Here is a 23,429-nt window from a genome sequence, read left to right as displayed (position 1 = left end):
GCGTAATATTCCAGCACGTCGGCGCCGGTCACGATATCCACGAAGCGGGTTTCGGAGATGGCCTTGCCGGTGTCCAGCGTTTCCAGAGCCGCCAGTTCATCGTTGCGCTCACGCAGAATGTCGACGGCACGACGCAGAATCCGCGAACGCTCGACGGCAGTCATCGCAGCCCAGATTTTCTGGCCTTTTTCAGCAGCCACGACTGCGCGCTCGACGTCGTCTTTGCCGGCGCGCTGGATCTGCGCCAGTACTTCGCCGTTCGCCGGGTTGATGGCGTCGAAGGTTTCGGGATTGCTGGCATCGACATAACCGCCATCGATGTAAAGTTTCTGCAGTTCAAAACGGGCCATAAAGTCCTCGCAAATTCAGTGGGGGGCGATGACTGATCTCAGTGTGCCGGAAACATTGGGCAACACGCGTGTCCAGTCGTTCGGCAAGCAGGCTTCGAAAGCGCTCAGCCTGCCGATTTCGCCAATTGAAAATCCATGTATTCGTAGGCGATCCGTTGCGCTTGCTCAGTGTCGAATGCATCGCCTGACAGTGCGCCTCTCAACCACAGCCCGTCGATCAGGGCTGCCAGTCCGCGAGCGGCGCTGCGTGCCTGTTCCAGTGGCAAGGTACGGCGGAACTGACAGCACAGGTTCGAATACAAACGGTGGTCGTTGATACGCTGCAAACGATGCAGCGAAGGGTGATGCATGCTGGTCGCCCAGAAGGCCAGCCAGGTTTTCATGGCCGGGCCGCTGACCTGGCTGGCGTCGAAGTTGCCTTCGATAATCACTTGCAGATGAGCCCTGGGACTGTCTTCGGTCAGCGCCTGCCGACGCTCGCGGACGTTCTGGATCAAGGCGTTCATCAGGTGCCGCATCGTGGCAGCTATCAGACCGTTCTTGTCCTGGAAATAGTGACTGATGATGCCGTTGGAGACGCCCGCCAGTCGCGCAATCAAGGCGATGCTGGCATCGCCCATACCGACCTGATCGACCGCAGTGAGCGTGGCCTGGATCAGTTGTTGGCGGCGGATGGGTTGCATTCCGACCTTGGGCATTGGCGCAAATCTCCCGATGTCTGCAGTGATCGTTGTACCAAAGTGGTGACGTCAGTCTAAAGTTTTTTTATTGAACGATCAATCAATAAAAAATCAGCGACGCGTTTTCACTGCTTGGCCAGCAGCCTGAATCCCTCTGACCATCGCTCGGCGGCACGCCATAAATCTGTGACGCGGAGCGTCACGCAAGGCATTCCCACACTGGAGCGTGCGGAGCGATGGCCCCGTAACTATCGTGCCGACGCTCTGCGTCCTGTCCTCAGCGCCTGAAGGCTCAGTCCTGCAATACCGCCTCCGCCAACTCATCGATAGCTTCCTGCCTTTCGCCCTGATTAGGCCTGGGCTGCGGGTTGAGCGTCGACCATTGCGGGTGGGCGCGGGCGCGTGACAGGGGCTCGGGAATTTTGCCTTTGCGCCAGGTCTTGTCCTGCGGTGTGGTCAATTCCATGCTGTGCAGGGCTGCGTGACCTCTGACACCCAGCGCCAGCAGCAAGTGGCGCTGACGCAGGGCGAGCAGACGCAGTACCGCATCGTCGACGGTCAGTTCTCTGCGCCCCTTGAGCTTGCCCAGCAACCGGCCTCCGTAGCTGCGCGCCGTGGATAACGCCCCCCCTGCAATCGCCCCGACCAACGCCGCCGCGCCCAGCGTCACGCCGCCGACCATCAGGTCGACCCCTGCCCCGGCCGCAGCGCCAGCGGCCACGCCGCCACCAACGCGCACGCCCATCAATTTGAGGGTTTCCGGATTGAACAGGTCATCCCCCCAACGGCCGTCCATCAACGGTAAATCGCTGCTGGTAACATCGCCCTTGCGAAACGCATACAGCTTGAGCAGCGCCTCGACACTCTGCTGCTCGCGCCGCCGGACAGCCTCACGCAAGGCCTCCACCGCCTGCTGCTCATGCTCTGGCGTGGTCTCGACGCTGCGCCGACAGGCCGCACAGTCAATCAACAACTCGGCGATGAGACGCGCCGCGCTGTGCTTTCTGGCGCGACGTTGCTTCTCTTGATCTTCAATCAAACGCTCGAGCCGAGGCCGCGCGCTTTCCAGCAGCAACGCCAGGCTTTCATACAGACGACGGCCGCCGTCTTCCGGCGGTGCCACGCTGTCGAAACGCACCAGCGCATGCAGGCCCAGACGTGAAAGTGCTTCTCGCCACTCGGGCTCACGGTGCTGCTGCGCACTGACAAAATTCAGAACCGGCAGCAGCGGCTTGCCGCAGCTCGCCAGTACCGCCAGCTCGTCACGGTATTTGGCCAGCACCGGCTCACGCGCATCGATCACATACAGACCGGCATCCGAACCGAGCAACTGGCGCATGACCTTGGCCTCTTGCTCGAAGCGCTGCCGTGCTTCGCTACCCTCCAGAAAACGCGCCAGCCGCGCCGGGCCATCCAGGCGCTCGCCGGGACGGTCGAGGCGCTCCAGATAATCGAGCAGCGCGATGGCGTCTTCCAGACCGGGCGTGTCGTACAGCTCGACCACGGCCTGACCGTCCACAGAAAGGCGTGCGCCCTCGACATGCCGAGTAGTGCTGGGCCGGTGTGACACTTCGCCGAAGCTGACATCGCCGGTCAGGGTGCGCAGCAGCGAAGTCTTGCCGACGTTGGTATGACCGACGACCGCCAGCTTGATTGCGCGAGTGCCGTCTGCTTCAGTCATGGCCTGTCTCCAGCCAGTTCAAGGGCACAGTGTCGGCGTGCGGCAACTGCAATTGATCCAGCGCGACGTGCCAGTCGCCCAAACGCTCCGAATCAAGCGTCTGCCCGGCAGGCGCGGGCAACAGCCAGATGCGCGTTGCTCCGGCGCAGCGCGCCAGTTCGGCGATCAGCGCCAGGCTGCCGCGGTCCGGCGAGCGGCGCGGATCACACGCGATCACCATGCGCGAAGGCGGGAACCGGGTCAGTTGCTCCAGCAGCTTGTGGCGCGATTCACGGCTGTCGAGAATGCCTGCATCGGCCACACCGGGCGGTAGCTCGGGCGGCCAGAACTGCTGATCATCCAGCTCGATTGCCACCAGCAGCGCGCCGTTGCTTTCGGTTGCTCCTGCGCTGGACTGCACCTGATGCAGCGCAGCAGGCTCGGCATCGTTGACGCCCAAACGCTCGCTGCTGGGCATCAGGCGCTCACGCAATTCAAGGTATTGAGGTAAATCAAGGTCAAGGCTCAGCGCTGCCCGCCTCTGCTTCCAGCGCCACAGACAGAAGCCGGCCAGCAGCAGACGCGGCACGATGCCGTAGACCAGCAACACACCCACCAGCCACGCAGCCCAGGCCTGGCGGGCACTCTCGATACTCAAAGCGCCATTGCCGCTGGCGCGAATCATGGTTTCGTCCGGCACGCTGAAGCCCAGCCAGGCTGGCACCGTACTGAGGGCCTGGGTCAGGCTGACAAAGGTGTCGCCGCTCAAAATAGTGGTTTCCCAGACGAATCCATAACGCCGGGTTGCCATCAGCATTAACAGCACCGCCAGCGCACTGAACAGCGCCAGCAGCCACAGGCTGTGCACCACCAGCCCCAGCACCCAGCGGTTCAGGCGCTTACGCTGCAGCAGCAGGATCAGAGCAGGTGCGAGTTGCGCGGCCTGCGCATCACGGGCGAGCTTTTCACTCAGCCACAGCCATAACCGGCCCAATCCGGTATTGCTGCGTCCAGCGAAGATCAGCCCCAGCGTCCAGGTCAGCAACAGCACCAGGTTCAGCCCAAGCAAACTGCCCAACGCCCAGAACACGTTGACCGGGGCCTGCCCGTCGCCCATTGCAGCGAACGCCAGGCCTGCGCCACTGATGAGCGCGAGCATCGCCAGTGCAATGATTGCCAGCCGCGCACCCTGCTTCCAGCGGTGCAATGCGCCGAGCATGCCGTCACGCTCTGCCAACCCGAGGGCGCGATGGGTAAGGCGGGCAGTCAGATCGCCCCCGGCAGCGCGGGCACGGCGATTGGCGTCCTGATCGTCCAGCGCGCCAGCCTGTTGTTCACGCAGGCGCACGGCTTCGGTCAGCCAGAGGGTATCGAGTGGGGTCAATACAGTCACACAGTGTCTCTTGATTGAATTCAGCGGCGAGCATAACCGCTGTCATGGGACTGAGCACGGCGTGTGTCAGTTCATTCGCCTGCCCCGTGACCTCTGATATCCTCGCGGCATGAAAACTCACCTCCCCCTCAGCCTGATTGCCGCCCTTGGTGAAAACCGAGTGATCGGCGTCGAAAACTCCATGCCCTGGCATTTGCCGGGGGATTTCAAATATTTCAAGGCAACGACGCTCGGCAAGCCGATCATCATGGGCCGCAAGACCTGGGATTCGCTCGGTCGTCCGCTACCCGGTCGTTTGAATCTGGTGGTCAGCCGCCAGACCGGCCTGCAGCTTGAAGGCGCCGAAGTCTTCGCCTCGCTGGACGCCGCAGTCGTGCGTGCCGAACAGTGGGCGCAGCAACAGGGCGTGGACGAGCTGATGCTGATCGGCGGCGCTCAGCTTTACGCTCAGGCCCTTGATCGGGCAGATCGTCTCTACCTGACTCGCGTCGCACTGAGCCCGGAAGGCGACGCGTGGTTTCCTGAGTTCGACAAGGCGCAATGGACGCTGGTGTCCACTGCCGAAAACGCCGCCATCGACGACAAGCCTGCTTACAATTTTGAAGTCTGGGAACGCACCTGATCGCTGTTTTCAGTGCAACAACGGTTGCCCACAAAAAACTGCAACAAAAGTGTCGCTTTTGGTTTTAGCGTCGCAAACAAAGGGGCAAACGACGTCTTTAGGCCTTTTTCGGGTCGCTGACGTACTTTTGCCTTCACAATATTTTGTTACGGTCTGCCCCTTCGTTTTTATGACAAGGGGAAATCGCCTATGAAAATCGCGCCAAAACTGCTGGCTGCCGCACTCTGTGCCGGGCTTGCCAGCCAGTCCTTTGCTGCCACTGAATTGAAGCACTGGCCTGAGCCCGCCGCCAAGGCGCTCGACGCGATGATTGCCGCCAACGCCAACAAGGGCAACTACGCGGTCTTTGACATGGACAACACCAGCTACCGCTTCGACCTTGAAGAGTCGCTGCTGCCGTACATGGAAAACAAAGGGCTGATTACCCGCGAAACGCTCGATCCTTCCTTGAAACTCATCCCTTTCAAAGACACCGCCGAACACAAGGAAAGCCTGTTCAGTTACTACTACCGTCTTTGCGAAATAGACGACATGGTCTGCTACCCGTGGGTCGCGCAGGTGTTTTCCGGCTTTACGCTGCAGGAGCTGAAAGGCTACGTCGATGAGTTGATGGCCCTGAAAAAGCCGATCCCTGCGACCTATTACGACGGCGATACCGTCAAGCAGCTCAATGTCGAGCCGCCACGTGTATTCACTGGCCAGACCGAGCTGTACAACAAGCTGATGGAGAACGGCATCGAGGTCTACGTGATGACCGCAGCGTCCGAAGAGCTGGTGCGCATGGTCGCCGCCGATCCCAAGTACGGTTACAACGTCAAACCGCAGAATGTGATAGGCGTCACCACGCTGCTGAAAGACCGCAAGACCGGCGAGCTGACCACTGCCCGCAAGCAGATCACCGCCGGCAAATACGATGCGAAAAGCAACATGGGTCTGGAACTGACGCCTTACCTGTGGACCCCGGCCACCTGGATGGCCGGTAAGCAGGCGGCGATTCTGACCTACATCGACCAGTGGAAAAAACCGGTGCTGGTTGGCGGCGATACCCCGACCAGCGACGGCTACATGCTGTTTCACAGCGTCGATGTGAGCAAGGGCGGCGTGCACTTGTGGATCAACCGCAAAGACAAGTACATGACCCAGTTGAACGGCATGATCAAGGACAACGCCGAAGCCCAGGCCAAAGAGAAGTTGCCGGTCACGGCTGACAAGAACTGGGTAATCGTCAAGCCGGACGAAATTCAATAAGAGGCGGGATACGCTTTCTGTTGCAGGGTCGTGCCCGAGGGACCGGGCACGAACTGCCTGTTCAGTCGATCTTTTCGAACTTCAGATCCCAGACGCCGTGGCCGAGCTTTTCGCCACGGCGCTCGAACTTGGTAATCGGGCGTTCGGCCGGGCGGGGTACGTACTGGTTGTCGTCGGCCTGATTGCGATAACCGGGCGCTACGCTCATCACTTCCAGCATGTATTCCGCGTACGGCCCCCAATCGGTGGCCATGTGGAACACACCGCCAACCTTCAACTTGCTGCGTACCAATGCTGCAAACTCGGGCTGCACGATGCGGCGCTTGTGGTGACGGCTCTTGTGCCACGGATCCGGGAAGAACAGCATCAGGCGATCAAGGCTGTTATCCGCGATGCAACGGTTGAGCACTTCAATGGCGTCACAATCGTAGACGCGTACATTGGTCAGCCCCTGGGTCAGCACGCCATTGAGCAGCGCGCCCACGCCAGGAGAATGCACCTCGACACCGATGAAATCGTGCTCGGGAGCCGCTGCCGCCATTTCCAGCAACGAGTGGCCCATGCCAAAACCGATCTCCAGAGTGCGCGGTGCAGAACGACCGAATACCTGATCGAAATCCACCGGCGCCTCAGTCAGAGAAAGGCCATACAAGGGGCGGCCCTGATCAAGGCCGCGCTGCTGACCTTCGGTCATGCGACCGGCGCGCATCACGAAACTCTTGATGCGGCGGTGCGGGCGCTCTTCGCCCTCTTCTACAGCAGGCGACTCTGGGTGCGGTACGTGCGAATCAGTCATCAACGGGCTCTTACTTGATCAGGCCATCCAGCGGCGAAGACGCGCTGGCATAGAGTTTTCGTGGCATACGCCCGGCAAGGTAGGCCAGACGACCAGCAATTACAGCGTGCTTCATGGCTTCGGCCATCATGACCGGCTGCCGGGCATGGGCGATGGCCGAGTTCATCAACACGGCTTCACAGCCCAGCTCCATCGCGATAGTGGCGTCGGACGCGGTGCCGACACCGGCATCGACCAGCACAGGCACTTGGGTTTCTTCAAGAATGATCTGCAGGTTGTACGGGTTGCAGATCCCCAGCCCGCTGCCGATCAGTCCGGCCAGCGGCATGATCGCGATACAGCCGATTTCCGCCAGCTGGCGGGCGATGATCGGGTCATCGCTGGTGTAAACCATTACGTCAAAACCGTCCTTGACCAGGATCTCGGCGGCCTTGAGCGTTTCGATCACATTCGGGAACAGGGTTTTCTGGTCGGCCAGCACTTCGAGCTTGACCAGATTGCGGCCGTCGAGCAGTTCCCGCGACAGGCGGCAGGTACGCACAGCCTCGGTCGCATCGAAGCAGCCAGCAGTATTCGGCAGAATCGTGTAGCGGTCGGGTGGCAGTACGTCCAGCAGGTTTGGCTCACCCGGGTTCTGGCCCAGGTTGGTGCGACGTACGGCCACGGTGACGATCTCGGCACCCGAGGCCTCGATGGCCAGACGGGTCTGTTCCATATCGATGTACTTGCCGGTGCCTACCAACAGGCGCGACTCGAAGGTCCGACCGGCCAGAACGAAAGGCTTGTCGCTGCGAACATTGCTCATCGGAAATCCTCATTACGGGCAGATTGGGGGTGGGCGCAGTGCGAATTGCCGACTAGCCGCCACCAATGGCATGAACCACTTCGACCTGATCGCCCTCACGCAGGACGGCTGTCACATGCTGGCTGCGCGGCACGATATCCAGGTTCAGCTCCACCGCAACCCGGCGTCCGGCAAGGTCCAGGCGGGTCAGTAATGCCGCGACGGTTTCACCATCGGGCAATTCAAAGGGTTCACCGTTCAACTGAATGTGCATGCGGGAGCAGCCATCATTTTTAGGGGGCGAGCATTCTAGCCCGATCAGCCGGTATGACCAAGGCAAAGCCACGCCATTCGTCTCAAGCACGGCCTGCCGTTCAAGCCTTCACTCAAGGAGCAGAACCCAGCCTCCAGGCCGCCAGCCCCAGCATCGACCAGCCGAACAGAAATGCCAGGCCACCGAACGGGGTGACGATGCCCAGCTTGCTGAACCCGGTGAGGGTCAAGGCATAGAGGCTGCCGGAAAACAGCAGAATACCGACTGCGAAGGAAAACCCGGCCCAGGTGATCAAGCGGCCGGGGATGTGCGTTGCCAGTATCGCCACGCCCAGCAGAGCCAACGCGTGAATCAGTTGATAAAGCACGCCTGTGTGAAACACCGCCAGGTACTCGGCACTCAAGCGCTCCTTGAGACCGTGCGCCGCAAATGCGCCCAAGGCCACACCCGTAAAGCCGAAGAACGCGGCAAGCATCAAAAAGCTACGAAGCATCAGGAACTCCAGTGAAAAATCGTCGAAAGGCGCAGGGTCTGTATAATGGCCCGCTCAACGGGTTCGGCCAAGCCATCTCTATGCTGCAGTCTATTCTTCGTCGCATCGTCAAAGCCCTGCTGTGGTTCGCCGCGAGCAGTGTTTTCGTGGTTTTGATCCTGCGCTGGGTACCGCCACCGGGTACGGCGCTGATGGTCGAGCGCAAGGTCGAATCCTGGGTCGACGGCGAGCCCATCGACCTGCAACGCGACTGGGAGCCGTGGGACAAAATTTCCAATAACCTGAAAATCGCGGTCATTGCTGGCGAAGACCAGAAGTTTGCCGAGCATTGGGGCTTTGACGTCGATGCGATTCAGGCCGCCATTCTGCACAACGAGCAAGGCGGTTCTATTCGCGGGGCCAGCACGTTGAGCCAGCAGGTGTCGAAAAATCTGTTCCTGTGGTCCGGCCGCAGCTACCTGCGCAAGGGGCTGGAAGCGTGGTTCACCCTGCTTATCGAGCTGCTGTGGTCCAAGGAGCGCATCCTTGAGGTGTACCTGAACAGCGTTGAATGGGACGAAGGCGTGTTCGGGGCCCAGGCTGCGGCGCAGCATCACTTCCGCACCAATGCCAGCGCGCTTTCTGCCCAACAGGCCAGCTACCTGGCTGCCGTCCTCCCCAACCCTCGCCAATGGAGCGCCAGCCACCCGAGCAGTTACGTGTCTCGCCGTGCAGGCTGGATTCGTCAGCAAATGCGTCAGTTGGGTGGTGATGAATACCTGCAGGGGTTGAACAGCAGCCGGAGATGGTGAGGGCTTGACGCGCGCTCCGCGTCGCATAGAGGACGCAGAGCGCCGCACGATAGCTGATACACAACCAAAAACGCCCCGATCATCTCGGGGCGTTTTTCGTCCGGGTAGCCTTACGCGGCTATCGACGTCTTGAGCTTGTTCATCGCGCTTTTTTCCAGCTGACGAATACGCTCGGCAGAGACGTTGTACTTCTGCGCCAGGTCGTGCAGCGTGGCTTTTTCCTCTGCCAGCCAACGCTGGTAGAGAATGTCACGGCTGCGTTCGTCGAGCACATCCAGCGCCTGATGCAGATTGGCGGTGGAGTTGTCGGTCCAGTCGGAGTCTTCCAGTTGACGCGCCGGGTCGTAGCGGTGGTCTTCCAGGTAATTGGCCGGCGACTGAAAGGCGCTGTCGTCATCCGCTTCGGCAGCCGGGTCAAAGGCCATGTCGTGGCCCGTCAGACGGCTTTCCATTTCACGGACTTCACGCGGCTCGACGCCAAGGCTTTCTGCGACGCGATGGACTTCATCGTTGTTCAGCCAGGCCAGACGCTTCTTCTGGCTGCGCAGGTTGAAGAACAGCTTGCGCTGCGCCTTGGTCGTGGCGACCTTGACGATACGCCAGTTGCGCAGGATGAACTCGTGAATCTCGGCCTTGATCCAGTGCACGGCAAAAGAAACCAGACGCACGCCCATTTCCGGGTTGAAGCGCTTCACGGCCTTCATCAGGCCGACGTTGCCTTCCTGGATCAGGTCAGCCTGAGCCAGACCGTAACCCGAATAACTGCGCGCGATGTGCACGACGAAGCGCAGGTGAGCGAGGACCATTTGTCGGGCCGCGTCCAGATCCTGCTCATAGTAGAGACTCTCAGCCAGTTCACGCTCCTGCTCGGGCGTCAGCAAGGGGATGCTGTTGACCGTGTGCACATAGGCCTCAAGGTTCGCACCCGGGACTAAAGCATAAGCAGGTTGCAAAGAAGTGGTCATACGAAAAAACCTCCAGCGCACATGTGATGTGCAGTTCAGCACTAGCCAGATTGACCCGGAACCGCTAACCAAGTTCCTTGATTTTCAGAGGCCAGTCTGGTGAAACAATAATTTGGCTCTATCGGGGTGCCAGCTCACGCAAGTGGCGGGCGACCGCAATCCAGGCACCGATATACCCTAACAGAACCGCTCCAAGCAAGAGCGAAAGACCATCGCCCATCGGAACGCCAGCCAGCGCGAAGTCACTTCCATAGAGACCCGCCAGCCCGACGACCGCTCCGTTCAGCCAGTTCAGGCCATAAGCCAGAACGCCCCAGGACAGGATTCCTGCCCCGAAACCATACAGCGCGCCCATATAGAGGAAGGGCCTGCGTACGTAACTGTCAGTGCCACCCACCAGCTTGATGACTTCGATTTCAGTACGGCGGTTTTCAATGTGTAAACGTATTGTGTTACCAATTACTAACAGCAAAGCCGAGACCAGCAGAACCGTCAAGCCGAAGACGAACCGATCACCCAGCTTGAGGATAGCGGCCAGCCTTTCGACCCAGACCAGATCGAGTTGCGCCTGCTCGACTTTAGGCAGTTCCGCCAAACGCGTGCGCAAGGCTTCCAGTGCAGGCTTGTCGACCTCATCCGGGGTTACCAGCACCACGCCCGGGAGCGGGTTTTCCGGCAATTCCTTGAGTGCTTCGCCCAGCCCGGACTGCTGCTTGAACTCACCCAGCGCTTGTTCGCTGCTGATGTACTCAGCGTCTGCCACGCCGGGCATCGACTTGATCTCGTCACGTAAGCGAGTGCCATCAGCGGTACTTGCATCCATTTTCAGGTAGATGGAAATCTGCGCTGCGCGCTGCCATGAACCGCCCAGGCGCTCGACATTGCTCAACAGCAACGACAAGCCCATCGGCAGGCTCAAGGCAATCGCCATAACCAGGCAAGTGAAGAAGCTGCCAATGGGTTGCTTGCCCAGACGTCGCAGGCTGTCCACCAGACTGGACCGATGGCTTTCCAGCCAGGCCGACAACAACGCGTTGAAATCCGGGCCGTCATCATCGTGATCGTGGCGCTGCTTTTTCTTTTTCGGCGGCACTGGATCGGCGGCTTTGGGCGCAACGCGCTCCGACACCTTGGGGCTGCGTGTAGCACTCATACTCCGGCCTCCCCGTCACCGATCAGACGACCGCGCTGCAGGGTCAGCATGCGATGGCGCATGCGGGCGATCAAGGCAAGGTCGTGACTGGCAATCAGCACGCTGGTCCCCAGCCGGTTAATATCTTCAAACACACCCATGATTTCCGCTGCAAGGCGTGGATCGAGGTTACCAGTCGGTTCATCGGCCAGCAGCAGGGCCGGGCGATGAACAATGGCGCGGGCGATCCCGACACGCTGTTGCTGCCCCGTGGAAAGATCACCTGGATACAGCTCGGCCTTGTCGGACAGTGCCACGCGCTCGAGGGCCGAATCGACCCGCTTGGCGATCTCGGGTTTGGACAGGCCGAGGATCTGCAAGGGCAATGCGATGTTGTTGAACACCGTGCGATCAAACAGCAGTTGATGGTTCTGGAACACCACGCCGATCTGACGACGCAGAAACGGGATCTGTGCGTTGCTGATCTGCCCAAGGTCCTGACCGGCCAGCATCAGCTTGCCGGTGGTCGGACGCTCCATGGCCAGCAACAGGCGCAGCAGGGTGCTTTTACCTGCACCGGAATGACCCGTGACGAACAGAAATTCGCCGCGACGTACTCGAAAGCTCAGTTCATGCAGCCCGACATGTCCATTCGGGTAGCGCTTACCGACCTGCTCGAATCGAATCATGAACGCTCCCGCTCCGCAAACAGTGCCTGAACAAAAGGTTCGGCCTCAAAGGTACGCAGATCATCGATACCTTCACCGACGCCGATATAGCGAATCGGCAAGCCGAACTGCTTGGCCAGGGCGAAAATCACGCCGCCCTTGGCGGTGCCATCCAGCTTGGTCAGCGCCAGCCCGGTCAGCGTGACCGTCTGGTTGAATTGCCTGGCCTGGTTGATAGCGTTCTGTCCGGTGCCTGCGTCGAGGACCAGCAACACCTCATGGGGGGCGTCGGCGTCCAGCTTGCCGATCACACGGCGAACCTTCTTCAACTCCTCCATCAGGTTGTCTTTGGTGTGCAGACGGCCGGCAGTGTCGGCGATCAGCACGTCGATACCGCGAGCCTTGGCGGCCTGCACAGCATCGAAGATGACCGAAGCAGAGTCGGCACCGGTGTGCTGGGCGATGACCGGTATGTGATTACGCTCACCCCAGACCTGCAATTGCTCGACGGCTGCAGCGCGGAACGTGTCACCCGCCGCCAGCATGACTTTCTTGCCTTCCAGTTGCAGCTTCTTGGCCAGCTTGCCGATGGTCGTGGTCTTGCCCGCACCATTGACGCCGACTACCAGAATCACGAACGGCTTGTGTTCGGACTTGATGACCAGGGGCTGCTCGACAGGCTTGAGCATCGCGGCCAGCTCGCCCTGCAACGAGGTGTACAGCGCCTGGGCATCGGTCAGCTGCTTGCGGGCGACTTTCTGGGTCAGGCTCTGAATGATGACCGACGTGGCTTCAACGCCGACATCTGCCGTCAGCAGGCGGGTTTCGATTTCTTCAAGCAGGTCATCATCGATAGCTTTCTTGCCCAGAAAAAGGCTGGCCATGCCTTCACCGATGCTGGCGCTGGTTTTCGACAACCCCTGCTTGAGGCGCGCGAAGAAACCGACTTTGGCGGCTTCAGGCTCTTGTACCGGGACCGGGGCTGGGACCGCAGGCACCTCCGGAACAGCTTGCACAGGCTGTGGCACTGCCTGCGCAACGACTGGCTCCGGTGCAGGCCGGACCAGCACAGGCTCAGGAATATCGACCGGCACGATATCGACTGCGGGTTCCGATGCGACGGGCACAGGTGCTGTGGTTGCGGGTGCGGGTGCGGGTGCGGGTGCGGGTGCGGGTGCGGGTGCAGCATGACTCTGCGCTGGAATAGGCGGAGTAACATGCGGCTCGCGCTCGTCACTCAGTGCTACCGGCTCTTCAGTTACCGGCAAGGTCAGCCAGGGCTGAGGCGACGGCGCACCAGGCTCGACAGGGGCTTGCGGCGCAGGTGCAGCCGCCTGGGCGGTGCTCCCGGATGCGGATTGCGAGGCAACAGGAGGCTCAACCTGCGGCGTTGTCACAACCTGGTCAGGGACCGGATCGGGTTGCGTCGGGGATGATTCTTGCGGCGCTGGCTCGGTTTGCTGCGGTTTCTTGCGCAGCCACCCGAACAGGCCTTTCTTCTCTCCAGCCTCGGCTGGGGTCTTCTTGTCGTCGTTGGAACCAAACATGGAGGACGGCTATCTCAAGGTTGCGGGACGCCAGAGGGCGACCCGGAAAAATTCTGACATGCAAAACAGACTGCGTTTAGGACTTCTTGTTCACTCAACGGCCGCTTGTCCAGCTACCTTTACCTGCGTTTCAGACAGGTTTCACTCGCAATTGGCCAGTGAAGGCTGTCTCTGAAGCAAACGGATCAGTATCCTAACACCCCCGCGCCCGCCGACGCTAAGTTCACGCGGGCCGTTCTACAGGTTCAAACTACGAATGAATGCTTTAGCCCGCCGCGCCGCAGGCCTGCTGCTCAGCACAGTTTGTCTGCCTTTGACAGCATTGGCTGCCGATCCGCAACCGACCCATGAATTTACCCTCGACAATGGCCTGAAGGTTATTGTCCGCGAAGACCACCGCGCCCCGGTGGTGGTTTCGCAGATCTGGTACAAGGTCGGCTCCAGCTACGAAACGCCGGGCCAGACCGGCCTGTCCCACGCGCTTGAACACATGATGTTCAAAGGCAGCAGCAAGACCGGCCCGGGTGAATCCTCGCTGATTCTGCGCGATCTGGGCGCTGAAGAGAATGCGTTCACCAGCGATGACTACACCGCCTACTATCAGGTGCTGGCCCGTGATCGCCTGAGCGTCGCGCTGGAACTGGAAGCCGATCGCATGGCCACCCTGAAATTGCCTGCCGACGAATTCAGCCGCGAGATTGAAGTCATCAAGGAAGAGCGCCGTCTGCGCACCGATGACAAGCCGATAGGCAAGGCGTTCGAGCGCTTCAAGGCAATGGCCTACCCCGCCAGCGGCTACCACACGCCGACCATTGGCTGGATGGCGGACCTGGAACGCATGAAGGTTGAAGAGCTGCGCCACTGGTACGAATCCTGGTATGCGCCGAACAACGCAACGCTGGTGGTGGTCGGTGATGTGCAGCCGGACGAAGTCAAAGCCCTGGCAGAACGCTTCTTCGGGCCGGTCCCGCGCCGCGACATACCGCCTTCGAAAAAGCCACTGGAACTGGCAGAGCCGGGTGAGCGCAAGATCACCCTGCACGTCAAGACCCAACTGCCCAGCCTGATTTACGGCTTCAATGTGCCGAGCGTCGCGACCGCTGAAGATCAGCGTTCGGCAAACGCCCTGCGCCTGATTGCAGCACTGCTCGACGGCGGTTACAGCGCACGCATCCCCTCACGCCTGGAACGTGGCGAAGAACTGGTCTCCGGCGCCTCGTCGCGCTATGACGCCTTTGCTCGCGGCGACAGCCTGTTCATGATCAGCGCCACACCCAACCAGCAGAAGAAGAAGACCCTGGCCGATGTAGAAGCCGGTATCTGGCGTCTGCTCGATGAGCTGAAAACCAAGGCACCGTCCGCAGAGGAACTCGAGCGCGTGAGAGCCCAGGTCATTGCCGGCGTGGTCTATGAGCGCGACTCGATCACCAGCCAGGCAACCATGATCGGAGAACTGGAAACCGTCGGCCTGTCCTGGAAGCTGATGGACAACGAGCTGGAAGCGCTGCAGAGCGTGACCCCGCAAGACATCCAGAAGGCTGCCAACACTTATTTCACCCGTGAGCGCCTCAGCGTTGCACACGTTCTGCCTGAGGAGAAAGCCAAATGATCACGCGCAATGCTCCACGTCATGCGCTGCTTGGCCTGATCCTGGCCGGTTCGCTCGGTGCCCTTGTCGCCCTGCCAGCCGCTGCCGACACTGCCACACCTGCCGAGCCGGGCGCTCCGGCGCTGGGCAGCAACCTGCAAACCCTCAAGGAACTGGACGGCAAGGCTCCGGCCCGTCGCGCCCTGAATATCCAGACCTGGAACACCGCCGAGGGCGCCAGGGTGCTGTTCGTGGAGTCCCGCGAATTGCCGATGTTCGACATGCGCCTGACATTTGCCGCAGGCAGTAGCCAGGACCAGAAATCCCCCGGCATTGCCCTGCTGACCAACGCCATGCTCAACGAAGGCATCAAAGGCAAGGACGTCAGCGCCATCGCTCAGGGTTTCGAAGGTCTGGGAGCCGACTTCAGCAACGGTTCCTACCGCGACATGGCCGTGACGTCCCTGCGCAGCCTGAGTGCTGCCGACAAACGCGACCCCGCCCTGAAGCTGTTCAGCGAAGTCGTGGGCAAACCCACCTTCCCTGCCGACTCTCTGGCGCGCATCAAGAACCAGTTGATCGCCAGTTTCGAGAGCCAGAAGCAGAACCCCGGCGCTATCGCCAGCAAGGAACTGTTCAACCGTCTGTACGGCGACCATCCCTACGCTCACCCGAGCGAGGGTGACGCCAAGAGCATCAACGCCATTACTCTGGCTCAGCTCAAGGCTTTCCACGCCAAAGGCTATGCGGCTGGTAACGCAGTGATCGCACTGGTGGGCGACCTGTCGAGAGACGAAGCACAAGCCGTCGCCGCCCAGGTATCCGCCTCGCTGCCCAAAGGCCCGGCCCTGGCCAAAGTCGCCGACCCTGTCGAACCCAAGGCAGGTGCCACGCACATCGAGTTTGCATCCAACCAGACCCACCTGATGCTCGCGCAACTGGGCATCGACCGCAACGATCCGGATTACGCGGCGCTGACCGTGGGTAACTCGGTGCTGGGCGGTGGCGGCTTTGGCAGCCGACTGATGACCGAAGTGCGGGAAAAACGTGGCCTGACCTACGGTGTCTCGTCCGGTTTCACCGCCATGCAGGTTGCCGGACCGTTCATGATCGGCCTGCAAACGCGTGCGGAAATGAGTGAAAACACCCTCAAACTGGTGCAGGACATCGTTCGCGACTTCCTCGCCAACGGCCCGACCCAGAAAGAAGTCGACGATGTGAAACGCGAACTGACCGGTAGCTTCCCGCTGACCGCCGCCAGTAATTCGGCCATCGTCGGCCAACTGGGTGCCATCGGCTTCTATAACCTGCCGCTGACCTACCTTGAAGACTACATGGCCGCTGCCCAGAGCGTGACCGTCGAACAGGTGAAAGCGGCGATGAGCAAGCATCTGAGCGCCGACAAGATGGTCATTGTCACCGTTGGCCCGACCGTGGAGCAAAAACCACTGCCAGCGCCCACCGACAAGCCCGCCCGCCAACCTGCAGGGGTCCCGGAACACTGATGGCCAATCCACGTCCGAAGGGCCATAACGGCCTGGGTCAGCTTCGTATCATCGGCGGAGAATGGGGCAGCCGCAGGCTGACCTTCCCCGACGCCCCCGGCCTGCGCCCGACGCCTGATCGCGTGCGCGAGACCCTGTTCAACTGGCTGGCCCCCTATATTGCCGGAGCCAGAGTGCTGGACGTCTTCACCGGCAGCGGCGCGCTGTATTTCGAAGCCCTGTCCCGAGGTGCCAGCATGGGCCTGGCACTGGACAGCAACGCGGCGGCCATCGCCAGCCTGCGCCAGAACCTCAACGCACTGAACTGCACCAGTGGCCAGGTCTCGCAGACTGACGCCCTGCGCCATCTGGAAACCGCCGCTGCATCGCCCTTCGACGTGGTCTTTCTCGACCCGCCCTTCCATCAGGGCCTGCTGGCTTCAGCCTGCAACCTGCTGGAAAGCCACGGCTGGCTGGCAGATACCGCCTGGATCTACACCGAAAGCGAGACACCGCCATCGACCACCGGCTTGCCGGGCAGCTGGCGATTGCACCGCGAAAAAAAGGCTGGTCAGGTGTATTACGCGCTGTGGCAGCGGGGGTAATCAATACGGGAGCGTGCGGGACGATAACCTCGACTATCGCGCAACGCTCCGCATCCTCTTTTGCAATGCGAAGCGTCACGAAATGCAGCTCCACGCGCAATGGATACCGTCAGGCCACTTACATCCCGACCCACTTGGTGGCAACGTACAGCGTCAGCCCCTGAATTGATCGTTGAGCAAGCCCGTGCCCACACAGCCTCCCTTCCTGCCCCATCTCAATCCATTCGTACCGGCCGTCGGCATGGGCAATCCGCATCTGCAGACGCTGTGGGGCCCGCTGTTGCGCAAACCCACGTTGCTGGCGCGTACTCGCGAGCGGTTGTGGTTGAAGGACGGGGACTTTCTGGACATGGATTGGCACGGTCCGATTGATGCCGACAAGCCTCTTGTGCTGGTGCTGCATGGCCTGACCGGGTCGTCCAATTCGCCTTACGTAGCCGGTCTGCAAAAAGCGATGGCAGCACAAGGCTGGGCCAGCGTAGCGCTGAACTGGCGCGGGTGCTCGGGAGAGCCGAACCTGCTGTCGCGCAGTTATCACTCCGGTGCCAGCGAGGATCTGGCCGAAGTGATCGCTCATTTACGCTCACTGCGTCCGTCGGCACCCTTGTACGCCGCAGGATATTCGCTGGGCGGCAATGTGTTGCTCAAGTACCTGGGAGAGTACGGCGCAGACAGTAACCTGCTGGGGGCCGTTGCGGTGTCTGTACCGTTTCGTCTGGACGAATGCGCCAATCGTATCGGCCAAGGGTTTTCCAGGGTCTATCAGCGGCACTTCATGCGCGAAATGCTGGCTTATATCCGGGACAAACAGAACCGCTTCGAGCATGAAGGCATCAGCGAGGGGCTTGCCGAACTCGCCGCACTGGGCTCACTGGAGAACATGCGCACGTTCTGGGACTTCGACGGCCGGGTGACTGCGCCGCTGCATGGTTTTACCGATGCCACGGATTACTACCGCAGAGCCTCGAGTCGCTATTACCTTGGCCAGATCAGGACACCGACGCTGATTATCCAGTCCAGCGACGACCCGTTCGTATTCCCTCACAGCCTGCCCGAGCCGAGCGAGCTGTCGTCCTGCACCGAATTCGAACTGCACAGCAAAGGCGGGCATGTCGGTTTCGTCGATGGCTCGCTACACAATCCGGGTTATTACCTCGAACGTCGCATCCCGCTATGGCTGACCGCCGCACAGGAACGGGCAAGCGCCTGCGCGGACTGACGACGGATCAACTGGCGCCAGTGGCGATTTCATGCTCAGGATCGTTGATCCACTCACTCCACGAGCCTGCATAGAGCGTTGCCAACGGATAGCCGGCCAGGCAAAGGGCGAACAGGTTATGGCAGGCAGTGACCCCCGAACCGCAATAGGACACCAGACTTTCCGGTGGACGGCCCTGGAGCTTTTCGGCGAAACGCTGCCTGAGCCGATCAGGCGGTAAAAAGCGTCCATCCGGCCCCAGGTTGTCAGTGCATGCCGCACACTGAGCGCCGGGGATGTGCCCGGCAACCGGGTCCAGAGGCTCTACGTCGCCTCGAAAGCGCGCTTCGGCGCGGGCATCGATCAGGGTCATTTCCGGGCGTCCGAGACGGCCATGCAGGCGACTGCCACTGAGCACCATCGACATGTCCGGTTCTCCGCTGAAACGACCCGGCTCATGATTCGGCGCATCGAGGCTCAACGGCAATCCGGCCGCATGCCAGGCCTTCAACCCGCCATCGAGCAGATAAACACCTTCGCGCTTGCCCATCCAGGCCAGCAACCACCAGGCACGTGCGGCATACATTCCCGGCCCGTCGTCATACAGCACGACATCGCTGTCAGCATTGATGCCCCAGGTCTGAAAGCACTGTAACAATGCCTGGGGCTCCGGTAGCGGGTGGCGTCCCGTTTTGCCCTTGACCACTGGTCCGCTGAGGTCGCGCTTCAGATCGGCAAAGGACGCGCCCTCGATACGCCCCTGGGCGTAACTGCGCTGACCGTAGTCGGAATCTTCAAGCGCATAACGACAATCGAGAATCACCAGGCCTGGGGTTTTCTGGCGTGCAGCCAGTTGCTCGGGGCTGATCAGTTGCGCAATGGACATGACACACTCCTGTGGCAGAGAACCGACGAGCAGGCTGCTCATCGGCTCTGAAATTCACATCAGAACCTCGGGCAGCGGCGAATGAAACGTTGCGCACAACGCGTCGAACGCTTCGCGAGCCTGAGGCGCGACAAAGACAGATTCGAGCATAAGAACCTGATAGACGCCACGTCGAATCGCTGATTGGTTCAACTCGGTAGAGTTTTCCCGATTGGTGCACAGAAAACGCACCCACGACGTCAACACGATCCAGGTGTTGAGACTGGTCCACTCGATCTGCGACTCATCCATTTTCAGGATGCCCGCCTTGATGAACCCGCGATAGATGGTCATCGCCTGCATCAGGCAGCGGTACGAAAAGCGCCGGTAGCGTCTTGCCAGCTCGGCATCCGAGGTCAGCAGATGTTCAAGGTCACGATGCAGGAACCGGTAGCGCCACATCGCATCGATTATCGCCAGGAAATAATCGCGCTTGTCCTCAATGGTCGGCAGGCGATCTGTCGGCAAGGTCAGAAAACTGCCCACCAGCATCTCGTACTCAGTGAACAGCTCGGCAATGATCGCCTGCTTGTTGGCGAAATGGTAATAGAGATTGCCGGGCGAGATTTCCATGTGCGCAGCAATATGATTGGTGGTCACGCTTCGCTCACCCTGCTGATTGAACAGCTCCAGACTGGTTTGCACGATGCGTTCACGGGTTTTGGTACGGGATGCCATGCTGGGCCAGGCCACTCTAATTGCTGATCAGATGATGGCAATCTTATCGCAGGCAGATGCTGCAATGGTGGCAGAATCGAGGCAGTGGCAGTGTCAAGTCGACGCAGGCAATGTGCAGCCGCGTGGTGATACCTCACCCAAAAACCGTTTGTCGCAAAACCCGAATACCCGCCTGCTCGCCGGAATCATGCCTCGGCAGGCCGATTCGAGGCTCGATAGGACCCAGGCTTGTTTTGCCACGCCGTGCACAGAATCTGCACCCACTACCAAGCCCTGAACATTATTCCCATCACGGTAAATAACCCCGAATTTGCGGGTTTCGGCTGAGACATGGCCGATAATCGGCACAATACGACGCGTGAGACCTGCTGCGCAGCTTGGCCCATCGGGAAGGCTGCGATACCATCCGAGTCCCACAACGGACTCCGACCAGGACGACGCGATGAACCGAGTGTTGTACCCAGGCACCTTCGACCCGATTACCAAGGGCCATGGAGATTTGGTCGAGCGCGCCTCGCGCCTGTTCGACCAAGTGGTCATTGCGGTTGCCGCCAGCCCGAAGAAAAATCCGCTGTTCCCTCTGGAGCAACGCGTCGAGCTGGCCCGCGAAGTCACCAAACACCTGCCTAACGTGGAAGTTGTCGGTTTTTCGACGCTGCTCGCGCACTTTGCCAAGGAACAGAACGCCAATGTCTTTCTGCGCGGCTTACGCGCGGTATCGGACTTTGAGTACGAGTTTCAACTGGCCAACATGAATCGCCAATTGGCACCGGACGTCGAAAGCCTGTTCCTGACGCCGTCGGAGCGCTACTCGTTCATTTCCTCGACGTTGGTGCGTGAAATCGCGGCGTTGGGCGGCGATATCACCAAATTCGTTCACCCTGCCGTCGCTCAGGCGCTGACCGAGCGCTTCAAACTCTAGACGCACTGCATGTGAAGGTGCATCCCGAAGCCTAATGCGGCACAATTCGCCGCATTGGTTTTAATGTGCCCCGGCGTCGGCCGCGGCAGGAGCAATTCATGTCCCTTATCATCACTGACGATTGCATCAATTGCGACGTCTGCGAACCCGAGTGCCCAAACGAGGCGATTTCACAAGGTGAGGAGATCTACGTGATCAACCCGAACCTGTGCACCGAATGCGTGGGGCACTACGACGAGCCTCAATGCCAGCAGGTCTGCCCGGTCGACTGCATCCCTCTGGATGAAAACCACGTCGAGAGCAAAGAGCAATTGATGGACAAGTACCGGATCATCACCAGCAAAGCCTGATACAGGTTTACTGCTGCTTGCCGTACCCGTCGCCGGTACAACCCAGACAACGCACGAAGGCCGCCTTGCCTGGATCGACGACCAGCGCCTTGCCCGTTGCACCGAGGTTGCCGCCAGCCGCGGCAAAGGGCGCTGCAATCACAAACAGTCCCGTGCCGATAACCGTGGCCGCGATCAACAGCGGACGAGCAATCAGCAAGTCGCCGATCATCGCGAACGCTGGCGGGTTTTGAATCGTGTAGACCGGATCGCCGCTGCCCGTGGAGACGTCGGCAGCAATCGCAGGCAGCGCTTGCAGGCCAATGAACAGCGTCAGCGTGGCAGCGAGAATACGAAACGGGCTCATGGCTTGGTCCTTCAGGCGTAGCGGATTAAGGTGCCATCACTATAAACAGGGACGCGGGTTAAGCAAGTGGCCCAGGCACCGGGTCAGGGGTATTTCAGCGCTGGCATTTTGCACAGTAGACACTGGCGCGCTGACCCAGCTTGACCTCACGCAACGTCGTACCGCACACCTTGCATGGTTGACCGCCACGTCCGTAGACGAATAGCTCCTGCTGGAAATACCCTGGTTTACCGTCGCCGCCGATGAAGTCCCGGAGTGTGGTGCCACCACGCTCTATAGCGTAGGCCAGAATCCGCTTGATCTCGATGGCGAGCTTCAGATAACGCGCACGTGAGATGCTGCCAGCATCACGGCGCGGGTCGATACCCGCCGCGAACAGTGCTTCGGTCGCATAAATATTGCCCACCCCGACCACCACGGCGTTGTCCATGACGAACGGTTTGACCGCAATCGACTTGCCACGCGAGCGCTCGTAAAGGCGCTGACCGTCGAACAGGTCGGTCAGCGGCTCCGGTCCCAGACGAATCAACAGCTCGTGGTTATGCGGATCGAGACTCCAGAGCATCGCCCCGAAGCGACGCGGGTCGGTGTAGCGCAGGGCCAGTCCGGACTCCAGCTCAATATCGACATGTTCGTGCTTGAGCGCCGGAAGCCCGGCTTCAACGAGGCGCAGATTGCCCGACATGCCCAGATGGCTTATCAAAGTGCCTGCTTCGGCCTGAATCAAAAGGTACTTGGCGCGCCGATCCACCTGCACGATGCGCTGCCCGGACAAACGGATGTCCAGGTCTTCAGGGACGGGCCAGCGCAGACGGCTATCGCGCACGATCACGCGACTGACACGCTGACCTTCAAGATGGGGCGCAATGCCACGACGGGTGGTTTCGACTTCGGGTAATTCAGGCATGGGTAACTCGGTTGTGCAGACAGGACAGCCTGGCGGCGCGCAGGATCAGCGCGCACCCAGCTCACGGATGCTTTCCCTCAGGTATTCAAAGTCATATTCGGACAAACCCACGTAATCCAGCACCAGCGCACCAATGCATTCCCATTCGTGATCTTCGTCCTGGTTGCCCAATACCTGATAAGACTGACAGATATGCTCAGCCATCTTCAGGGGAGCCAAAAGGTTCTTGAGTGGAGCATTTCGACTGGTATCGTCCTGAAAAATCGCCAATGCGTTGTGATGATTGGCGATCGCGTCGGTAACGTGCGCAGGCAAGCGCCATGACTTGGCAGTGTAGTAGCCGACGACCGAGTGGTTGGTATCGAACGCGTTGTTTTCGGTATCGACGACGCGGCAATCGGGTCCTGCGTTGGCGTAGGCATCTTCCAGCACGGGCATGTAATTCGGGAAACGCTTGAGCATCAACGGAATGCCACAGTCATGGAACAGGCCCAGCGCGTAGGATTCATCCACAGTCTGCGAGCCGATGCGCTTGGCCAGCGTGAGACTGGTCATTGCAACATCCTGCGCCGTATCCCAGAAGCGGTTGAGCGCGACGATGGTTTCATCGGTCATCTCGCCTCTGATCGACTGCGCGTTGATCAGGTTGATGACGGTGCGGCTGCCAAGCAGATTCACGGCCTTTTCGATCGAGGCGATCTTGTTGGACAGGCCATAGTGAGCAGAATTTACAATCTTCAGCAACGCCCCGGACAGCCCTGGATCCTGCGCAATCAGTCGGGCAATTGCTCCCAGGTCCGGATCGGGCATGTATTGCTCCATCTGCAGATCCACCATGATCTGCGGCTGCGGGGGCACGCTGATGCCCTGCAACGCTTGCTGGATCTGTTCTGGACTTAGCTCTTCGGACATAGAATTTTACTCACGGTAATGTCTGGATTCTGACCCCTTGCGGGGAAACGGTCCATCACCCGAGACGAAGATATTCTCGGAACTTTGCCAAACGCCAGGCTTCGGACCTTG

At 60.2% G+C, this 23,429-nt stretch carries 26 protein-coding genes; 9 read left to right on the top strand and 17 right to left on the bottom strand.

From position 1 onward, the window contains the following. The 4 genes from ALO80_RS19375 to ALO80_RS19360 form a co-directional block, all read right to left on the bottom strand. The coding region (locus ALO80_RS19375; RefSeq protein WP_144434240.1) for an aldehyde dehydrogenase family protein at positions 1-350 on the bottom strand (350 nt) is incomplete at its 3' end. Between the two features lie 104 nt (positions 351-454). Next, a complete protein-coding gene (gene betI / locus ALO80_RS19370) occupies positions 455-1,048 on the bottom strand; it encodes a transcriptional regulator BetI (RefSeq protein WP_054987816.1) in 594 nt (197 codons plus the stop codon). A 274-nt stretch (positions 1,049-1,322) separates the two neighbouring features. Further along, positions 1,323-2,711: a GTPase/DUF3482 domain-containing protein gene (locus ALO80_RS19365; protein ID WP_055010156.1), complete on the bottom strand. Its 1,389-nt coding sequence runs from the start codon at positions 2,709-2,711 to the stop codon at positions 1,323-1,325. Then, on the bottom strand, positions 2,704-4,083 hold the full coding sequence (locus ALO80_RS19360) for a DUF2868 domain-containing protein (protein WP_055010155.1): 1,380 nt from the start codon (positions 4,081-4,083) through the stop codon (positions 2,704-2,706). Before ALO80_RS19360 ends, ALO80_RS19365 begins: the two co-directional genes overlap by 8 nt. Before the next feature lie 109 nt (positions 4,084-4,192). Here ALO80_RS19360 and ALO80_RS19355 point away from each other — a divergent pair, with 109 nt between their 5' ends. Both ALO80_RS19355 and ALO80_RS19350 read left to right on the top strand, forming a co-directional pair. Further along, a complete protein-coding gene (locus ALO80_RS19355) occupies positions 4,193-4,705 on the top strand; it encodes a dihydrofolate reductase (RefSeq protein ID WP_055010154.1) in 513 nt (170 codons plus the stop codon). A 189-nt stretch (positions 4,706-4,894) separates the two neighbouring features. Beyond that, positions 4,895-5,953 carry an HAD family hydrolase gene (locus ALO80_RS19350; protein ID WP_054987820.1) on the top strand — a complete coding sequence of 353 codons (1,059 nt, stop codon included), beginning with the start codon at positions 4,895-4,897 and terminating at the stop codon, positions 5,951-5,953. 61 nt (positions 5,954-6,014) lie between these two features. Here ALO80_RS19350 and trmB read toward each other — a convergent pair whose 3' ends face one another. From trmB to ALO80_RS19330, 4 genes are all read right to left on the bottom strand, one after another. Then, on the bottom strand, positions 6,015-6,662 hold the full coding sequence (gene trmB / locus ALO80_RS19345; RefSeq protein ID WP_217997881.1) for a tRNA (guanosine(46)-N7)-methyltransferase TrmB: 648 nt from the start codon (positions 6,660-6,662) through the stop codon (positions 6,015-6,017). Positions 6,663-6,759: 97 nt separating this feature from the next. Then, positions 6,760-7,554, bottom strand: coding sequence for a thiazole synthase (locus ALO80_RS19340; RefSeq protein WP_055010152.1), 795 nt, complete (start codon positions 7,552-7,554; stop codon positions 6,760-6,762). A 52-nt stretch (positions 7,555-7,606) separates the two neighbouring features. After that, complete coding sequence (gene thiS, locus ALO80_RS19335; protein ID WP_054987823.1) at positions 7,607-7,807, bottom strand: sulfur carrier protein ThiS; 201 nt, start codon at positions 7,805-7,807, stop codon at positions 7,607-7,609. 112 nt (positions 7,808-7,919) lie between these two features. Next, positions 7,920-8,300: a DUF423 domain-containing protein gene (locus ALO80_RS19330; RefSeq protein ID WP_055010151.1), complete on the bottom strand. Its 381-nt coding sequence runs from the start codon at positions 8,298-8,300 to the stop codon at positions 7,920-7,922. An 80-nt stretch (positions 8,301-8,380) separates the two neighbouring features. On the opposite strand from ALO80_RS19330, the gene mtgA reads away from it, so the two are divergent. Further along, entirely contained in the window at positions 8,381-9,091 is a 711-nt protein-coding gene (mtgA, locus tag ALO80_RS19325; protein ID WP_055010159.1) for a monofunctional biosynthetic peptidoglycan transglycosylase, read from the top strand. Positions 9,092-9,201: 110 nt separating this feature from the next. On the opposite strand, the gene rpoH is transcribed toward mtgA, so the two are convergent. The 4 genes from rpoH to ftsY form a co-directional block, all read right to left on the bottom strand. Next, positions 9,202-10,056 carry an RNA polymerase sigma factor RpoH gene (gene rpoH, locus ALO80_RS19320; RefSeq protein WP_002555629.1) on the bottom strand — a complete coding sequence of 285 codons (855 nt, stop codon included), beginning with the start codon at positions 10,054-10,056 and terminating at the stop codon, positions 9,202-9,204. 118 nt (positions 10,057-10,174) lie between these two features. Continuing rightward, positions 10,175-11,209, bottom strand: a complete 1,035-nt coding sequence (gene ftsX / locus ALO80_RS19315; RefSeq protein ID WP_054987825.1) for a permease-like cell division protein FtsX — start codon at positions 11,207-11,209, stop codon at positions 10,175-10,177. Beyond that, positions 11,206-11,877 carry a cell division ATP-binding protein FtsE gene (gene ftsE, locus ALO80_RS19310; RefSeq protein ID WP_002555631.1) on the bottom strand — a complete coding sequence of 224 codons (672 nt, stop codon included), beginning with the start codon at positions 11,875-11,877 and terminating at the stop codon, positions 11,206-11,208. The genes ftsX and ftsE overlap by 4 nt, the downstream gene beginning before the upstream one ends. After that, positions 11,874-13,403, bottom strand: coding sequence for a signal recognition particle-docking protein FtsY (gene ftsY, locus ALO80_RS19305; protein WP_055010150.1), 1,530 nt, complete (start codon positions 13,401-13,403; stop codon positions 11,874-11,876). The genes ftsE and ftsY overlap by 4 nt, the downstream gene beginning before the upstream one ends. A gap of 256 nt (positions 13,404-13,659) precedes the next feature. Between ftsY and ALO80_RS19300 the strand changes: the two genes are divergently transcribed. From ALO80_RS19300 to ALO80_RS19285, 4 genes are all read left to right on the top strand, one after another. After that, positions 13,660-15,012, top strand: a complete 1,353-nt coding sequence (locus ALO80_RS19300; RefSeq protein WP_055010149.1) for a M16 family metallopeptidase — start codon at positions 13,660-13,662, stop codon at positions 15,010-15,012. Next, the gene (locus tag ALO80_RS19295; protein ID WP_055010148.1) at positions 15,009-16,496 is read left to right on the top strand and encodes a M16 family metallopeptidase; all 1,488 of its coding nucleotides are present in this window, start codon (positions 15,009-15,011) and stop codon (positions 16,494-16,496) included. Before ALO80_RS19300 ends, ALO80_RS19295 begins: the two co-directional genes overlap by 4 nt. Then, positions 16,496-17,080 (top strand): 16S rRNA (guanine(966)-N(2))-methyltransferase RsmD, encoded by a 585-nt coding sequence (rsmD, locus tag ALO80_RS19290; protein ID WP_054987829.1) that lies wholly within the window; start codon positions 16,496-16,498, stop codon positions 17,078-17,080. The genes ALO80_RS19295 and rsmD overlap by 1 nt, the downstream gene beginning before the upstream one ends. A gap of 184 nt (positions 17,081-17,264) precedes the next feature. After that, positions 17,265-18,299, top strand: a complete 1,035-nt coding sequence (locus ALO80_RS19285; RefSeq protein ID WP_055010158.1) for a hydrolase — start codon at positions 17,265-17,267, stop codon at positions 18,297-18,299. 7 nt (positions 18,300-18,306) lie between these two features. Here the strand turns inward: ALO80_RS19285 and ALO80_RS19280 are convergent, their stop codons facing one another. Both ALO80_RS19280 and ALO80_RS19275 read right to left on the bottom strand, forming a co-directional pair. Then, positions 18,307-19,164 carry a sulfurtransferase gene (locus tag ALO80_RS19280; RefSeq protein ID WP_055010147.1) on the bottom strand — a complete coding sequence of 286 codons (858 nt, stop codon included), beginning with the start codon at positions 19,162-19,164 and terminating at the stop codon, positions 18,307-18,309. A gap of 54 nt (positions 19,165-19,218) precedes the next feature. Further along, on the bottom strand, positions 19,219-19,881 hold the full coding sequence (locus tag ALO80_RS19275) for a TetR/AcrR family transcriptional regulator (protein WP_055010157.1): 663 nt from the start codon (positions 19,879-19,881) through the stop codon (positions 19,219-19,221). A gap of 442 nt (positions 19,882-20,323) precedes the next feature. Between ALO80_RS19275 and coaD the strand changes: the two genes are divergently transcribed. Both coaD and ALO80_RS19265 read left to right on the top strand, forming a co-directional pair. Next, on the top strand, positions 20,324-20,803 hold the full coding sequence (coaD, locus tag ALO80_RS19270) for a pantetheine-phosphate adenylyltransferase (RefSeq protein ID WP_055010146.1): 480 nt from the start codon (positions 20,324-20,326) through the stop codon (positions 20,801-20,803). Positions 20,804-20,901: 98 nt separating this feature from the next. Next, positions 20,902-21,153: a YfhL family 4Fe-4S dicluster ferredoxin gene (locus tag ALO80_RS19265; RefSeq protein ID WP_003316325.1), complete on the top strand. Its 252-nt coding sequence runs from the start codon at positions 20,902-20,904 to the stop codon at positions 21,151-21,153. Positions 21,154-21,160: 7 nt separating this feature from the next. On the opposite strand, the gene ALO80_RS19260 is transcribed toward ALO80_RS19265, so the two are convergent. From ALO80_RS19260 to ALO80_RS19250, 3 genes are all read right to left on the bottom strand, one after another. Beyond that, positions 21,161-21,499 carry a hypothetical protein gene (locus ALO80_RS19260; RefSeq protein WP_054987834.1) on the bottom strand — a complete coding sequence of 113 codons (339 nt, stop codon included), beginning with the start codon at positions 21,497-21,499 and terminating at the stop codon, positions 21,161-21,163. A gap of 94 nt (positions 21,500-21,593) precedes the next feature. Continuing rightward, on the bottom strand, positions 21,594-22,406 hold the full coding sequence (mutM, locus tag ALO80_RS19255) for a bifunctional DNA-formamidopyrimidine glycosylase/DNA-(apurinic or apyrimidinic site) lyase (protein ID WP_054987835.1): 813 nt from the start codon (positions 22,404-22,406) through the stop codon (positions 21,594-21,596). Between the two features lie 45 nt (positions 22,407-22,451). Beyond that, positions 22,452-23,264, bottom strand: coding sequence for an HDOD domain-containing protein (locus tag ALO80_RS19250; RefSeq protein WP_174518962.1), 813 nt, complete (start codon positions 23,262-23,264; stop codon positions 22,452-22,454). Positions 23,265-23,429: the final 165 nt, after the last annotated feature.

The organism is Pseudomonas caricapapayae (assembly GCF_001400735.1).
In the GTDB taxonomy this organism is placed as follows: domain Bacteria; phylum Pseudomonadota; class Gammaproteobacteria; order Pseudomonadales; family Pseudomonadaceae; genus Aquipseudomonas; species Aquipseudomonas caricapapayae.
The sequence above is the reverse complement of the archived record's forward strand: the minus strand, read 5'-3'. Positions and strand labels throughout refer to the sequence as shown.